The 16,113-nt window shown below is 33.2% G+C and carries 11 protein-coding genes and 1 pseudogene; 8 read left to right on the top strand and 4 right to left on the bottom strand.

Annotation, left to right across the window (positions count from 1 at the left end):
- Positions 1–90 precede the first annotated feature (90 nt).
- The 7 genes and pseudogenes from FHK87_RS19815 (at position 91) to FHK87_RS19785 (ending at position 10,093) form a co-directional block, all read left to right on the top strand.
- A complete protein-coding gene (locus FHK87_RS19815; protein WP_140595696.1) occupies positions 91–3,834 on the top strand; it encodes an efflux RND transporter permease subunit in 3,744 nt (1,247 codons plus the stop codon).
- 15 nt (positions 3,835–3,849) lie between these two features.
- Entirely contained in the window at positions 3,850–5,115 is a 1,266-nt protein-coding gene (locus FHK87_RS19810) for a TolC family protein (RefSeq protein ID WP_140595693.1), read from the top strand.
- Between the two features lie 13 nt (positions 5,116–5,128).
- Entirely contained in the window at positions 5,129–5,644 is a 516-nt protein-coding gene (locus FHK87_RS19805) for a DUF3347 domain-containing protein (protein ID WP_140595688.1), read from the top strand.
- 9 nt (positions 5,645–5,653) lie between these two features.
- A pseudogene (locus FHK87_RS19800) lies at positions 5,654–6,874 on the top strand (efflux RND transporter periplasmic adaptor subunit); the annotation flags it as partial.
- 100 nt (positions 6,875–6,974) lie between these two features.
- Positions 6,975–7,514: an AraC family transcriptional regulator gene (locus FHK87_RS19795; protein ID WP_394344943.1), complete on the top strand. Its 540-nt coding sequence runs from the start codon at positions 6,975–6,977 to the stop codon at positions 7,512–7,514.
- A gap of 101 nt (positions 7,515–7,615) precedes the next feature.
- On the top strand, positions 7,616–9,871 hold the full coding sequence (locus FHK87_RS19790; protein ID WP_140595680.1) for a heavy metal translocating P-type ATPase: 2,256 nt from the start codon (positions 7,616–7,618) through the stop codon (positions 9,869–9,871).
- 12 nt (positions 9,872–9,883) lie between these two features.
- Positions 9,884–10,093, top strand: a complete 210-nt coding sequence (locus FHK87_RS19785; protein WP_140595677.1) for a heavy-metal-associated domain-containing protein — start codon at positions 9,884–9,886, stop codon at positions 10,091–10,093.
- A gap of 306 nt (positions 10,094–10,399) precedes the next feature.
- Here the strand turns inward: FHK87_RS19785 and FHK87_RS19780 are convergent, their stop codons facing one another.
- The 4 genes from FHK87_RS19780 to FHK87_RS19765 form a co-directional block, all read right to left on the bottom strand.
- Positions 10,400–11,317 carry an AraC family transcriptional regulator gene (locus FHK87_RS19780; protein WP_140595673.1) on the bottom strand — a complete coding sequence of 306 codons (918 nt, stop codon included), beginning with the start codon at positions 11,315–11,317 and terminating at the stop codon, positions 10,400–10,402.
- A 144-nt stretch (positions 11,318–11,461) separates the two neighbouring features.
- Positions 11,462–11,767: a hypothetical protein gene (locus tag FHK87_RS19775; protein ID WP_140595670.1), complete on the bottom strand. Its 306-nt coding sequence runs from the start codon at positions 11,765–11,767 to the stop codon at positions 11,462–11,464.
- Between the two features lie 123 nt (positions 11,768–11,890).
- The gene (locus FHK87_RS19770; protein ID WP_140595667.1) at positions 11,891–12,619 is read right to left on the bottom strand and encodes a LytR/AlgR family response regulator transcription factor; all 729 of its coding nucleotides are present in this window, start codon (positions 12,617–12,619) and stop codon (positions 11,891–11,893) included.
- Positions 12,616–13,698 carry a sensor histidine kinase gene (locus tag FHK87_RS19765; RefSeq protein ID WP_140595664.1) on the bottom strand — a complete coding sequence of 361 codons (1,083 nt, stop codon included), beginning with the start codon at positions 13,696–13,698 and terminating at the stop codon, positions 12,616–12,618. The genes FHK87_RS19770 and FHK87_RS19765 overlap by 4 nt, the downstream gene beginning before the upstream one ends.
- 134 nt (positions 13,699–13,832) lie before the next feature.
- Between FHK87_RS19765 and FHK87_RS19760 the strand changes: the two genes are divergently transcribed.
- Complete coding sequence (locus FHK87_RS19760) at positions 13,833–16,106, top strand: GH92 family glycosyl hydrolase (protein ID WP_140595661.1); 2,274 nt, start codon at positions 13,833–13,835, stop codon at positions 16,104–16,106.
- The last annotated feature ends 7 nt before the right edge of the window (positions 16,107–16,113 follow it).

Below are 16,113 nucleotides of genomic sequence, written 5' to 3'. Positions count from 1 at the left end.
TATTAGAAAATTTATCTATACCATAGTTATGAGCTGATATAACTAATAGGTAGTGTTACAGTACTTTATACTAATATTTAATATATCATCATGCTTAATAAAAGCATCAAATTTTTAATAGAACATAAAATTATTGCCATAATCGTATTGCTATTATGTGTGGTTTGGGGGATGAGTACAGCTCCTTTTGACTGGGATATAAAGATGTTTCCCAGAAATCCGGTTTCAGTAGATGCAATTCCTGATATTGGAGAAAATCAACAAATTGTCTTTACTCAATGGGATGGGAAGTCTCCACAGGATATCGAAGATCAAATTACATATCCTTTAACAGCTTCGCTATTGGGAATCCCAGGTGTAAAAACGATACGAAGTTCTTCAATGTTTGGTTTTTCTAGTATCTATATCATTTTTGAAGAAGACATAGAGTTTTACTGGAGTCGCAGTCGAATTTTAGAAAAACTAAATGCATTACCCAAAGATATATTACCAAAAGGGGTACAGCCTACACTAGGACCAGATGCTACGGCATTGGGACAAGTATTTTGGTATACTTTAGAAGGAAGAGATAAAGAAGGAAATGTAACCGGAGGATGGGATTTACACGAATTACGCAGCATACAGGATTTCTATATAAAATATGCACTGGCTTCGGTAAATGGAGTTGCAGAAGTCCCATCAGTAGGAGGGTATGTTATGGAGTATCAAGTTGATGTACAACCCGAATTGATGAAACAATATGGTATAGATCTCAATCAGGTTGTAAAAGCGGTACAACAAAGTAATCGTGATACAGGTGCACAAACACTAGAGATTAATAGAGTAGAATATATTGTAAGAGGGTTAGGGTATATCAAATCGATAAAAGATATAGAAAATGCAGTCGTGACCTCAGAAGATTTTACATCTATTAGGATTAAAGATATAGCAAAAGTATCATTAGGTCCTGCGGCAAGAAGAGGGATTCTAGACAAAGAAGGAGCAGAAGTTGTAGGGGGAGTTGTAGTCGCCAGATACGGGGCTAATCCGATGGAAGTAATCCGTGCAGTAAAAACTAAAATCAAGGAATTGGAGTCTGGATTACCAACCAAAACACTTAGTGATGGTCGGACCTCACAATTAACAATCGTACCTTTTTATGACCGATCTGAATTGATTCAAGAAACGCTGGGGACGCTCAATCATGCCATAACACTACAAATCTTGATTACAATTCTGGTGATAATTGTTATGGTGATCAATATAAGAGCTTCGGTGTTAATATCAGGGCTTTTACCCGTAGCAGTATTACTGGTCTTTATTGCAATGAAAATTTTTGATGTAGATGCCAATATTGTAGCCCTATCAGGTATCGCTATTGCCATTGGTACAATTGTCGACGTAGGAGTAATTCTTTCGGAAAATATACTAAGGCACATAGATGAAAATCAAAAAAAACTTTCAATCGATACAGTCGTATATAATGCTACAGTAGAAGTCTCGGGAGCGATACTAACAGCTGTATTAACTACCATTATAAGTTTTATTCCTGTATTTACTATGGTAGGAGCAGAAGGAAAGTTATTTAGGCCATTAGCATTTACCAAAACTACAGCATTATTAGCGGCAATTGTGATCACGTTATTTTTTATACCTCCCTTTGCAGCTATTCTATTTAAGAAAAGAAAATATGCAATAGTACCGAAGCATATCTTTAATATACTGATGTTATGCCTTGGGGGTATTGCGGTTATTTACGGATATATTTTGGGGATTGTTTTGATTGCTTTTGGAGTAGTACACTTTATAAGAATACAAAAGAAGTTCTATTTTGCCAAAATAGCCCATGCCGAGCTATATATTTCTGTTATGGCGATAGTTTTGTTATTGGCAGAATACTGGCGACCTTTAGGAATTGGACATTCGTATGTAATCAATTTGATACTTGTAAGTGTAATCTGTTTTGGTCTGTTAGGTGGTTTTACACTTTTCAAAAAACGATATGTACGGATACTTCATTGGGCATTACATCACAAGCTACTCTTTCTGTCAATACCTTTATTAATTATCATTTGTGGAGTAGTAATTATGCTTCGTACAGGGAAAGAGTTTATGCCATCATTAGATGAAGGTTCTTTTCTTTTGATGCCCACTTCTATGCCTCATGCAGGAGTCGAAGAAAACAAACGGGTATTGCAACAATTGGATATGGGAGTAGCAAGTATACCTGAAATTGAAACTGTTGTTGGAAAATCCGGTAGAATAGCATCAGCATTAGACCCTGCACCATTATCAATGTATGAAAATGTAATTCTATACAAACCCGAATATATACTTGATGAAAATAAAAAACCACAACGTTTTAAGATAGATTCAGATGGTTTTTTTGTATTGAAAGATGGCACTCTGTTTCAAAATCAAAATAATCCGGTAGATGCAGTAATTTTTCGTAACGATCCAAAAAAAGCATTACAACTATCGCGCGAAATAGCTATAACATCAAGAGATCTGATTCCTGATGATGATGGAGAATATTTTAGAAATTGGAGACCAAAAATTAATTCTCCTAATGATATTTGGCAAGAAATTGCAAGAGTTACCAAACTACCCGGCATTACTTCTGCTCCAAAGTTACAACCCATAGAAACGCGTTTGGTCATGTTACAAACAGGGATGAGAGCCCCAATGGGAATTAAGATTAAAGGTCAAGACCTCAAAGAAATTGAAGCCTTTGGAGTACGATTAGAACAAATTTTAAAAGAAGTAAAAGGAGTTAAAACCGAAGCTGTATTTGCAGATCGTATTGTGGGTAAACCCTATGTACATATGCATATTGATAGAGAGCGATTAGTGCGCTATGGAGTCTCTATCGATCAGGTACAAGAAATACTCCAAGTAGCAATAGGAGGAAAAATAAGTACTCAAACCGTAGAAGGTAGGGAACGGTATGCGATACGTGTTCGATACCCGAGAGCATTAAGAACAACTCCCGAAGATTTAGGCAATATCTATGTACCTGTATCCAAAGGAACTTCAATACCACTTAGTGAGTTGGTTACAATAACATATAGAAAAGGTCCTCAAACTATAAAAAGTGAAGATACATTTTTAGTGGGGTATGTACTTTTTGATAAAATAGAAAATTATGCAGAGGTTGATGTGATCAAAAATGCACAAAACCTAATACAGCAAAAATTAAAAACAGGAGCACTTGTAATCCCCAAAGGATTGAATTACACATTTACCGGTACATACGAAAATCAATTACGAGCAGAAAAAACATTAAGAATAGTTATCCCTTTAGCTCTGATTATCATATTTATGATTTTATATTTTCAATTTAAATCAATTAGTACTTCTCTAATCATATTTACAAGTATTGCCGTTGCATTTGCAGGAGGGTTTATCATGATCTGGTTATATGGGCAGAGTTGGTTTTTGAACATTAATGTTTTTAATGAAAATCTTAGAGAACTCTTTCAAATCCATACCATTCACATTAGTGTAGCGGTTTGGGTGGGATTTATTGCATTATTCGGGATCGCTACAGACGATGGTGTGGTGATGACGACTTATTTGACACAAATATTTAAACGGAATACTCCTGTAACTATTGCCGATATACGTCAATCTGTTATAGAAGCAGGTCAAAAGCGTATTCGTCCTTGTTTAATGACTACAGCAACTACAATTCTTGCACTTTTGCCAATACTAACAGCCAGAGGACGGGGGAGTGATATCATGATTCCGATGGCGATACCTGCCTTTGGAGGAATGTTTATGGCGCTAATAACACTTTTTGTAGTACCTGTGCTTTATAGTTGGAAAGAAGAAAGAAAAATAAACCAAAAATAAAATATGAAAAGGTGGATGAACAATATAAAAACTGAGACGTACACGATACTTTCTTGTTTTCGTCGCAATTTGTCTTTGGTAGTATTGATTACAATATCTTTGCAATACGCTCATGCTCAGCGTTTAGATGGGTATATAAAATATGCTCAAAATAATAATCCTGAGATACAAGCACTAATACTTAATCACACAATTGCTTCAGAAAAGGTTAATGAAACTCAATTTATACCCAATACTGAGATTAGTGCAGGATATTTTGTGAGCGAACCCGAAACAAGAACAGGAGCACAAGAGATTAGACTTTCTATAAAACAAATGTTACCATGGTTTGGAACCATAACAGCACGTAAAAATTATGCAGCTTCACTTGCAGATGCACAGTATGAAGATTTGGCAATTGCTAAACGTAAATTGGCTTTATCCGTAGCTCAATCCTATTACAAATTGTTTGCAATACAGGCCCAAAAAAATGTTTTAGATAAAAATATACAACTTTTACAGACCTATGAGCAGCTTGCACTAACTTCTGTAGAAGTAGGAAAAGCATCTGCAGTAGATGTACTCCGTTTACAAATACGACAAAATGAGCTAATACAACAAAAAGAAATTTTATCACACAATAATCTTGCAGAAAAGGCACGATTTAATTACCTTTTACATAGAGAAAAAACTATGGATATAGAAGTTCCGGATACTTTGATATTACCCGATAAAGACCCGGTTCTTGAAAAGAAAAAAGTAGAAATACACCCCGAACTTATCAAGTATGATAAGTTATATGAATCTATCAACACATCTGAAACATTAAACCAAAAGAAATCAGCTCCTAATCTTGGATTCGGACTTGATTATATTGCTGTAGCAGAACGTCCCAATATGAATTTTAATGATAACGGAAAGGATATTATTATGCCAATGGTATCTTTATCAATACCCATATTTAATCATAAATTTAAATCAATAACCCGTCAAAATAAATTAAAACAAGAAGAAATATCTTCTTTAAAAGAAGAACGAAGTAATAGACTCAATACTATTTTAATTAAAGCAATTAATACAAGAAAATCGGCGAGGCTGAGTATTGATTTGCAGTTAAAAAACATAGAAAAAGCAAAAAATGGAGAAGAAATAGTCATAAAAAATTATGAAACAGGTACAATAGACTTTAATGATATTCTGGACATACAAGAATTACAATTAAAGTTTGAAATGAATCATATAGAATCTGTCAAAATGTATTATGAGCAAAGCGCTCTTATCAATTATTTAATTACACAATAAAAATTCATCAATAATGAGAACAATAATTCTAATAGTAGCATTGGTTTTAGCATTTTCCTGCAAAAATGCGACACAAAGCCCTTCTAAAGAGGTTGAAGAGCAAGTAACTACAGAACCAGAAATTCATAGCCATGCAAGGCTCGAGTTTGAAGATGATATGACAGAAATGATATTTCAGCATTATCTACACATCAAAACAGCTTTGGTTAATTCTGATGTTGAAGAAGCTCAGTTTGGAGCATCTATGTTAAAGAAAAACACAAATGACGAAAAATTAAAACAGACCGTTTCAAAAATTACAAATGCCAATGATATCGAGGCACAGCGAACTGCTTTTTCTGAAGTAACAGTATTAGTTGAAGAACTAGTAAAAAAATCATTGTCATCAGGAGAAGTATATAAACAATTTTGCCCTATGGCTTTTAATAATGAAGGAGGATATTGGTTATCGCCTGATAAAATTATTCGTAATCCTTATTTTGGTGACAAAATGCTAAAATGTGGACAAATTTCTGAAACGATTCAATAAAAATAATCAATGAACAAGAGTTTAATACAAATTAGTATTGCCTCGATTGTAGGTTTATGTATTGGATATTTGGTCTTTGGTACAGATACAAATGCTGAGGTTTCTTCTTTAGAAAAGGATCATATACATAATCAGGAAGAGTCATGGACATGTTCTATGCATCCTCAAATTGTGCAATCAGAAGAAGGAGACTGTCCGATTTGTGGTATGGATTTGACCCCTATGTCTGCAATATCTGGTACTGTACATCCAGAGGAGTTTACAATGACAAAAAATGCAGTTGCACTAGCAAATATACAGACAACAAAAGTGGGTAATAGAATTGCAAAAGGAGCATTAATATTGTCTGGAAAAATTACTGCAGATGAAAGTACCAATACGATACAAGCAAGCTATTTTACAGGAAGAATCGAGAAGCTTTTTGTAAATACTACGGGAGAACGCATTACCAAAGGTCAAAAATTAGCTGTTATTTATGCCCCCGAGTTGATTGCAGCGCAACAAGAATTGCTTACAGCAGCATCTGTAAAAGAAACTCAACCACAATTATATACAGCAGTTCGTAATAAATTAAGATTATGGAAATTATCAGATGCACAAGTCAACGCTATTGAAGAAGCAGGTCGGATACAAGAGAAATTTCCGATTTTTGCAACGGTTTCAGGTATTGTGACACATAAAATATCAGAAGAAGGGGATTATGTAAAACAAGGACAACCTCTTTTTAACGTATCAAATTTAAATACCGTTTGGGCAGAATTTGATGCATATGAGAATCAAATAAGAGTATTACAAGATGGTCAGCATATTACAATACAAACTAACGCTTATCCTGACCAAAAATTTGAAACAAAACTTACATTTATTGACCCTCAGTTAAACTCAGCGACAAGGACAGTAAAAGTAAGAGCAGTGTTAAAAAATAAAAATAATATGTTCAAACCGGGTATGTTTGTAAAAGGAAGTGTTACAAGTATAGAATCAAATACAGATCAAAACATTACGATACCTACTAGTGCAATACTGTGGACAGGTAAGCGCTCTATCGTTTATGTAAAAACAAAACCTGATCAACCTGTTTTTGAAATGAGAGAAGTTACATTAGGGAGTTCTGGTGATGATTATTATACGATTCTAGGAGGTCTTGCATTAGGAGATGAAGTGGTAACCAATGGAACATTTACTGTTGATGCGGCTGCGCAATTACAAGGCAAAAAATCAATGATGAATCAATAAATTAGTCATCAACTATTTTGAGGCAAGCCCTACAGCATTTACATCTCAATTATTGAGTAAATATAATTTGATAGTGAAAATTAATATTAAAAATATGGTATGCCCGCGTTGTATCACAGCAGTAGAGCATATCTTCAAAAAACTGAATATACATTATAGTTCTGTAAAACTAGGAGAAGTGCTTGTTGAAACCTCTTTAGATAAAATACAAATACAAGAACTCAAAACAGAGCTTGAAGAAATAGGTTTTGCATTGATTGATGATCGAAAAAGTCATTTGATTGCGCAAATGAAAAACCTTGTTATTGCCAAAATTCATCATTCAGACAAAGTATTAGAGGTTAATTGGGCAACTTATATTAGTGAGAAACTCCATTTGGATTATAAGTACCTAAGCTCTTTATTTTCTTCGGAAGAGAACATCACTTTTGAGCATTATATTATTCATCAAAAGATAGAACGTTGTAAAGAACTTATAACATACGATGAGCTCAATTTGAGTGAAATTGCATTCAAACTAAATTATAGTAGTGTTGCTTATTTGAGTACTCAATTTAAAAAAGTAACAAACATGACTCCTTCACAATTCAAAAAATCTAAATATAAAAATAGAAAACCTCTTGATGAATTTTAGATTCATATACAATCAGGATATTTTACAAATCATTAAGCCTATTTTATAAGTTTAAATCATGTGCTATTCCGAAATTTGCAGAAACGTCAAGGTGATCGGTTATGGAAGCAACCAATGTATCTAAACAAAAAGATATAATACAACAGTCTTTGATCACAAAAACATTTCCGGTTACGGGAATGTCTTGTGCAGGATGCGCCTCTAGTGTAGAATCAATTTTATCACAAACAGATGGCGTGCATAGTGCTGCTGTAAATTTTGCATCTAGTACAGTATTGGTAGACTTTGAAACTTCTACAACAGAAGAAAAACTACAACATGCATTACAGCAAGTAGGTTTTGATATCATTATTGATGTAGAAGATCCTATTGAGGTGCAGCAAGAACAACAAAAAAAACAGTATCAGGATATAAAACGCCGTACTATTTGGTCTGCTATTTTTACGGTACCCGTATTTATTTTAGGAATGTTTTATATGCATTGGGTTCCCGGAAAATGGATTTCGTTACTCTTAACTATTCCTGTATTATTTTGGTTTGGAAGAAATTTCTATAAAAATGCAATACAACAGGCAAAACATGGTAAAGCAAATATGGATACCTTGGTCGCTGTAAGCACTGGTGTAGCTTTTCTATTTAGTCTATGTAATACATTTTTTCCTAAACTTTTATCCGATAGAGGTATAGAAGCACATGTATATTATGAAGCTGCTACAGTGATCATTACTTTTATTTCTTTAGGTAAACTTTTAGAAGAAAAAGCAAAGTATCACACATCTTCTGCATTACAAAAATTAATGGGGTTACAGCCAAAAACACTTAAGATTATTGATAAAGGAGAAGAAAAAGAAATTCCTATAACCGCTGTTTTAAAAGGACAAACAATTTTGGTGCGTCCTGGAGAGAAAATTCCTGTAGATGGCACAGTAGTACAGGGTCATTCTTATGTTGATGAAAGTATGATTACTGGTGAGCCGGTGCCTGTTGCCAAACAAAAAGGAGAAAAAGTTTTTTCGGGAACGATCAATCAAAAAGGGAGTTTTCAATGTATAGCAGAAGAAATAGGAAGTAAAACGATTCTTGCTCAAATAATTCAACGTGTTCAAGAAGCTCAGGGGAGTAAAGCGCCCGTGCAAAAATTAGTTGATAAGATTGCAAGTGTATTTGTACCTGTAGTACTCATACTAGCTTTATTTACTTTTTTGATCTGGATATTCGTAGGTGGGGAACATGCGTTCACACATGCATTATCTACTTCTATAGCCGTATTGGTTATTGCATGCCCATGTGCTCTGGGATTAGCAACACCAACAGCAATTATGGTTGGTATAGGGAAAGGGGCAGAGCATAACATCCTTATCAAAGATGCAGAAAGTCTCGAGATTGCTCACAAAGTAGATACGGTGATCCTTGATAAAACCGGAACCATAACTCAAGGACAACCGGTGGTTACAGATATTGTTTGGAATAATGATGAATTGGCAGAAAAACATGAACCAATTATATACGCGATAGAATCTCGTTCTGAACATCCACTAGCAAATTCGATAATAGCGTATCTAAAAAAGGGAGAGACACTGACTACTAATATTACAAATTTTGCTAGTATTACAGGAAAAGGGGTCGAAGCAGAAACAACGTATGGAACAAAACATTATATAGGGAATGAAAAGTTTATAAAAGAACAAAATGTTTACATTCAACCTTTACTTGCGGAGCAATCAGAATCCCTAAAAAAAGAAGCAAAAACCGTAGTGTTGTATGCAAATCATAAAGAAGTACTAGCCGTTATCGGAATAGCAGATCAGATCAAAGAAAAGTCTAAAGATACCATCAAAACATTACAACGCAAAGGTATTGATGTATATATGCTTACCGGTGATCACGAAAAAACAGCGGCAACCGTAGCACAAAAAGTTGGGATCACTCATTATATAGCCAATATGTTACCTACTCAAAAATCTGATGTTGTAAAAGAACTTCAATCGCAAGGCAAAGTTGTGGCCATGGTAGGTGATGGGATTAATGATTCTGAGGCACTTGCTCAGGCAGATATTAGTATAGCAATGGGCAAAGGGTCAGATATCGCTATCGATGTTGCTAAGATTACATTGATGACCTCTGATTTAAATCTGATCCCTAAAGCATTGCTGCTTTCTACACATACAGTAAAAGGAATTAGACAGAACTTGTTTTGGGCATTTATTTATAATGTCATTGGTATTCCGATTGCGGCGGGAGTATTATATCCCATTAATGGCTTCTTGTTAGATCCTATGATTGCAGGAGCAGCTATGGCATTAAGTAGTGTTTCTGTAGTTTCAAATAGTCTTCGTTTAAAACTTTCAAAAATCTAAACAAAAAATAAAATGAATACATTACAATTCAAAACCAATATCAACTGTGGAAACTGTGTATCTAAAGTATCTCCGTTTTTAGATCAACTTCAAGGCATTAAAAATTGGAAAGTTGATACCGATCATCCAAATAAAATTTTAAGTATTGAAAGCAACGGTACTACAAGTGAAGACGTTAAAAATACACTACAAAAAATAGGATTTTTGGCAGAAGAGATGTAAAGTTAAAGTGGTTTTGATGAGCATTATTCAGAAAGCTTATTTAGAAGTATATTTTTCAAAATATTTTAATGAAAAATAATTAGAATACGGACAAAAATAGTAGTATGAGTAGAAGACTTAGAGTAGCAGTAGGTTGGATTCTAAATCATTAGAATTAATTTTTAAATAAGAAAAAGCTAAAGTTATAAGGCAACATTGAACATAAGAATGTGTTACAACATTTTTAATTGTTGCCTTACTTTTTCTAGCTTTTAAAACTTTTTGAACCGTTAGCTCTTTATGAATAATAAATACATAAGGTTAACCTTATAAAGGTTTTACAGGAATACAAATTTCTACCAAAAAGGTTTCATTTTTAGGAGTTTCAGGATATAATTCAAAAAAAGGCTTGTCATCAGGTTGATAACCACTATTGGGGAACCAACTGCCCATTAACCAATCCCATGCTTCTTGAAACTGATCTACTTTTATCGCAAAACAAGCAACGACGTATTTGGTTTTTTCGATTGTCATTTTACCAATCGGAGCTTCAACTTTGGTTTCTTTAGGGATGGTCATACTTACACTTACTCTCAGTTTAGAAGACTCTGTTACTCGTATATCATCATGATAAATGATTAAAGATTTAACATCCGGATGTTCTAGTATACCATTTGGTTCTGCCCAACTAAGCAATTTACTGTGTAGGGATTCAAATAATTTAGCATCTCCCTTGTATGGCCCTACATGCCTTACATAAGCAACAGTCATTTCAGGTAATTCTTTTACTTCGACGTTTTTTAAAATTTCCATATTGGTTTTATATTTTATGTTTTTTAGATCGTGGCTAAGGTATAACGTCGTCGATGTTGGTAATTGATCATTGTTGCGATCTATTTTACTTAAATTGCTTTTTTGTTTTCTATAAGCTGTAGCAGAAATGTTGAAGTAATTTTTAAAATTTCTAGAAAAGATAGATAAACTCGTAAAACCACAAAGAGTAGAGATGTCTGATATAGTATGGTTTGGATGATGTTTTAGAAGTGATGCAGCTCGTTCTAGTCGAAGTCTGTTTAAAAATTGAAATGGGGTTTCGCCAGTAATACCTTGAAAAATTCTTGTAAAATGAAACTTAGAAAAGTTAGCGACTTCTGCAAGTTCATCAAGGGTAAATGATTTGCTCAAGTCTTTTTCTATATAATCACAAACTGTATTAATTCTTTTGGTATATTCATTTTGAACCATAGTGACATTTTAATTTGTAAATATAAAACGTACCTAATTTTTTTCAACAAAAAAATCTTGATCTTATCATAAAAAAACCGGGTATTACGCTACATGGTAATACCCGATCGCCACTAATTTAATCTATACTCGTAACTAAAATTATTAATCTAATACAAAAACAATATTTCGTTGAGGTCCGGAAGGTGTGCCATATCGCAGAGCAATTTTTCTATCAACACTTCGATCTACAAAAGCTAGATTACCGGGAGAAATCGTAATATTTCCAGGAGTTTCTTGCCTATAAATCGATAATGGTTCAGAATTGCCTACACCAATAGCATCAAATCGTATATCGAGCGTATTTGCTTGATTATATGTTAACTTAGCTTGTGGGCTATTATTTAATAAAAAAGTAATGGTAAATTCTAAAGTATTGCTGGTCGGAATATCATTTAAATCTACAGCCATGATGTTTTCTTTTGATTTGTGATTGGTTTTATGAGCACAATACAAATGTTTTAAAAAAACATCAATAATACTATTTCATACTATTTCCCAATAAATGAAAAGAGTAGATTACATGAATAGAAGTTATGGGTTGATATCCGTTTCTCTAAAAATAACATTTTTAACTTCATTAATATAACTTCTTCCGATAGGATAGCGTATATCTGCGATTTCGATGCTATTGCCTTCTACAGCTTCTACTTTATCAATAGAAATAGTGTAAGACCGATGGATTCGAATAAACTTATCAGAAGGCAGTTCTTCTGTAAAACTACTTAGAGTTTTATGTACCATGTACTTACTGGATATGGTATTGATACGGATATAATCTCTAAGACTTTCTACTGATAAGATTTCATCGAGATATATTTTTTTAATTTTTTTCTTATCAATTTTGATAAAAATATATGCTCTTTCGTTAGTAGAAGCATGATCCTCTTTTTGTTGTAATCCTTTTATTCTAAAAGCCTTATTAACAGCCATAATAAATCGCTGAAAAGATATAGGTTTCATAAGATAATCAAGTACTTCTAACTCATAACTTTCTACGGCAAACTCTTCGTGTGCTGTTGTTATAATCGTCAGCGGTTTTTTTGCTAAACTTTTTAATAGATTTAATCCATCTAGTAAAGGCATATTGATATCTAGAAAGAGCACATCGATTTCATCTCCTTTTTCAGCCATAAAGTCAATACTTTCTACTGCATTATCAAAAGAAGTTAAGAATTCTAAACCTTTAGTCTGATCAATATAATTTTTAATGACATTGATAGCAAGAGGTTCATCATCGATTATTACACACTTTAAATTCATTGTACTTTTATTTTAAGATTAACGATATACTGATTATGCTCTGTTTTTAAGTCAAGGTGATAATCTTCTTTGTTATACCCTAGTTCGAGTCTCTTTTTTACATTTTCAATACCAATTCCTTTGGGCTGAAACCACAGTTGATCGTGATTTGTTGTACTGGGAATCGGATTCGAAATCCTGAAATATAAGAAATCATCAACAACCTTAAAATCAATATCAATATTTATCTGTCCAAGATTTTTGTTAGCTCCATGCTTAAAAGAATTTTCAATAAATGTCAATAAAAGCATGGGAGCTATTTGTTTATTTTCAATATCCCCAGATATATTAATGGAAACATTAAGCGCATCCCCATATCGAATTCGTTCTAGATCGACATAGTTTTGCAAATACATAATCTCATTTGTTAGGCTTTGTCTTTTTTGCTTGGTCTCATGTAGCAGATACCTCATTAATTCTGAAAGTTTCAGAATCGTTTTAGGAGTTTTGTCGGATTTTTCTACTGATAGTGAATAGATATTATTCAATGTGTTAAAAAAGAAATGAGGAGAAATTTGAGTTCTTAAAAACCGTAATTCGGTTTCTAGTTGCAATTTTTCTACATCAACTAATTTTTTATGCTCTCTTAACCAATCGAGTGTAACTTTTATAGCGGCGACAAATGTCATTACATATAATTCTCCCAGCATCATTTCTATTGCATAATTAAAAGTAAGTTCATTGGTAACAGCTGGGCCTTCTGGCCATACATTATGGCTCACTAAAAAATAGGTTAAGTAAAACTTTACCAATAACATCACATATAAAGAAGCAATAACCAAAATGATATACAGTATATATTTTCGTTTATACACGAATTTTGGCATTAAGAAATAAATGTTAAAATAACATAAAGTCATATGTATGGCAAATCCTAAAACTGTAGTTTTAAAGGAATAAACATAGTCGTTAAAATAGCTACCCCATCTAAAAGTTGTGAAGATAAAATATACCAACCAAAAGATAAGATGATGTTTTAAAGTAATATTATAATTATTATCAGGGGTAATATGTAAAGCTTCTTTAATTTTTTGAAACATATTTTATCCGTTTTTTTCAGACGTTTAACATAGTTACGTTGTTATTGGTCTAAATTTATTCTTTTAAAGATAAGATTTGTAAATATTTACGTTGATGTTGTTTTCCGATACTATAATAAGAAAAAAATGATGATATGAAGAATTTTTATCCTCTAATACTATTAATCATAGTATCTATGATCCCTTTTTCTTGTTCAAAAAAAGACACTCAATCAGATAGTAAAAGCATAAAACAAGCAAGTGTATCTGCATTTGTCGACCCTTTTATAGGAACAGGAGGTCATGGGCATACATATCCGGGAGCAACAGTACCTTTTGGTATGGTGCAAGTAAGTCCTGATAACGGAATTTCTGGATGGGATTGGTGTTCTGGTTACCACTATTCAGATGATATAACAATTGGATTAAGCCATCTTCATCTTAGCGGCACAGGTATAGGAGATCTTTATGATATAAGAGTTATGCCAATTTCGAAAAAAGTAAATCTTTCTACGACAGTGCAATCTAGAGATGACATTCCTTATCGTTCTCGTTATAATCATGAACAGGAAACTGCAACTCCCGGATATTATAGTATGTTTCTTGAGGATCATGCAATACATGCTGAAGTAACAGCTACTTTACGAACAGCTTTTCATAGATATACATTTAAAGAAGGAGATGATCAATCTATGATTATTGATCTTGGATACACTGTAAACTGGGATGAGACTACTGAATCAAAAATAGATGTAGAAGATAAATTTACTGTTTCGGGTTATCGATATAGTAAAGGATGGGCCAAAAATCAAAAAGTATTTTTTGTAATGAAGTTCTCCAAATCGATCAATGCACACGATCTTTATGTTGATCATAAAAAGGTGAGCAAAACCAATATAGTTGAAGGAAAAGAAACTGCAACACAATTGTTTTTTAATGAAGGATCAAATGAACAGTTAGAAGTCAAAGTAGGTATTTCTTCGGTAAGTATTCAGAATGCAAAGCAAAATATCAAAGAATACCAAGGTAGTTTTCAATTTGATACCGTAAAAAAAAATACAGAAGCAATATGGGAAAAAGCACTTTCCAAAATAAGAATTGAAACTCCTGTAGATTCACTCAAAACTATTTTTTATACGGCATTATACCATTCACAAGTAGCTCCTGTAGTGTATAGCGATACTAATGGAGATTTTAGAAAAGAAAATGATAGTATCGTTACAGCAAAAGACTATTCTGTATATTCTACACTCTCCTTATGGGATACCTTTAGAGCAGAACATCCTTTACTTCTGTTTTTGGCTCCTGATAAGGTTTCTGATATAATTAATTCTATGTTGGCATATTATGAAGACACCAAAATTTTACCTGTATGGACACTATATGCCAATGAAACGAATACCATGACAGGATACCATTCGGTTTCTGTTATTACAGAAGCATTTTTAAAAGGGATTAAAGGGTTTGATATAGAAAAAGCTTATCAAGCAATGAAAGAAACTATGAAGCAAGATGATAGGGGGCTTAAAGCCTATAAGAAATATGGGTATATTCCTTTTGATACTGTAGATGAGTCTGTAACCATCACATTAGAATATGCATATAATGATTGGTGTGTAGCACAAGTAGCCAAAGCATTGGGTAAAGAAGAAGATTATCAATACTTTATAGAAAGATCAAAAGCGTATACACATCTTTTTGATCCTGAAACAGGTTTTATGAGAGGTAAATCATCTAATGGGATAGATTGGAAAGAACCTTTCGATCCAAAATTTTCTGCACATCGTGTAAAAGCTGAATATACAGAAGGAAATGCCTGGCAACATAGTTGGTTTGTACCACATGATGTAGAACAACTGATAACGCTTCATGGTGGGGAACACAATTTTATCACAAAATTAGAACAACTATTTACAGAAGATTCTGAGATTACAGGAGATAATATCTCTGCGGATATTTCAGGACTAATAGGACAATATGCTCATGGTAATGAACCCAGTCATCATATTGCTTATATGTTTAATAAAGCAAATGCCCCTTGGAAAACACAATATTGGGTTAATACCATATTGAAAACACAGTATAATACAACTCCAAATGGTCTAAGTGGTAATGAAGATTGTGGGCAAATGTCTGCCTGGTATGTGTTTAGCGCTTTGGGGATTTATCCTATGAACCCTGCCTCTGGCATATATGAAATAGGAAGCCCAATTTTTGAGAAGAGTACAATACAATTGTCGGAAGGAAAAACTTTTACCATAAAAGCAGATAATGTTTCTGATAAAAATATATACATCCAGTCGGCTTCCTTAAACGGAAAACAATTGAATAGATCACATATTACCCATCAAGAAATAATACAGGGAGGAACACTTCATTTTGTCATGAGCGAATCTCCTAATAAAACTTGGGGTGTAAAGAAATTATAAAATATAC

This window comes from Aquimarina algicola, from assembly GCF_006443095.1.
Taxonomy (GTDB): domain Bacteria; phylum Bacteroidota; class Bacteroidia; order Flavobacteriales; family Flavobacteriaceae; genus Aquimarina; species Aquimarina algicola.
The sequence above is the reverse complement of the archived record's forward strand: the minus strand, read 5'-3'. Positions and strand labels throughout refer to the sequence as shown.

What these genes read in the sequence shown, in the direction of transcription:
- FHK87_RS19770 (WP_140595667.1), bottom strand. Translation starts at nt 12,619, where the DNA reads ATGAATTTAAAGTGTGTAATAATCGATGATGAACCTCTTGCTATCAAT.
- FHK87_RS19805 (WP_140595688.1), top strand. Translation starts at nt 5,129, where the DNA reads ATGAGAACAATAATTCTAATAGTAGCATTGGTTTTAGCATTTTCCTGC.
- FHK87_RS19815 (WP_140595696.1), top strand. Translation starts at nt 91, where the DNA reads ATGCTTAATAAAAGCATCAAATTTTTAATAGAACATAAAATTATTGCC.
- FHK87_RS19765 (WP_140595664.1), bottom strand. Translation starts at nt 13,698, where the DNA reads ATGTTTCAAAAAATTAAAGAAGCTTTACATATTACCCCTGATAATAAT.
- FHK87_RS19790 (WP_140595680.1), top strand. Translation starts at nt 7,616, where the DNA reads ATGGAAGCAACCAATGTATCTAAACAAAAAGATATAATACAACAGTCT.
- FHK87_RS19760 (WP_140595661.1), top strand. Translation starts at nt 13,833, where the DNA reads ATGAAGAATTTTTATCCTCTAATACTATTAATCATAGTATCTATGATC.
- FHK87_RS19795 (WP_394344943.1), top strand. Translation starts at nt 6,975, where the DNA reads ATGGTATGCCCGCGTTGTATCACAGCAGTAGAGCATATCTTCAAAAAA.
- FHK87_RS19775 (WP_140595670.1), bottom strand. Translation starts at nt 11,767, where the DNA reads ATGGCTGTAGATTTAAATGATATTCCGACCAGCAATACTTTAGAATTT.
- FHK87_RS19785 (WP_140595677.1), top strand. Translation starts at nt 9,884, where the DNA reads ATGAATACATTACAATTCAAAACCAATATCAACTGTGGAAACTGTGTA.
- FHK87_RS19780 (WP_140595673.1), bottom strand. Translation starts at nt 11,317, where the DNA reads ATGGTTCAAAATGAATATACCAAAAGAATTAATACAGTTTGTGATTAT.
- FHK87_RS19810 (WP_140595693.1), top strand. Translation starts at nt 3,850, where the DNA reads ATGAACAATATAAAAACTGAGACGTACACGATACTTTCTTGTTTTCGT.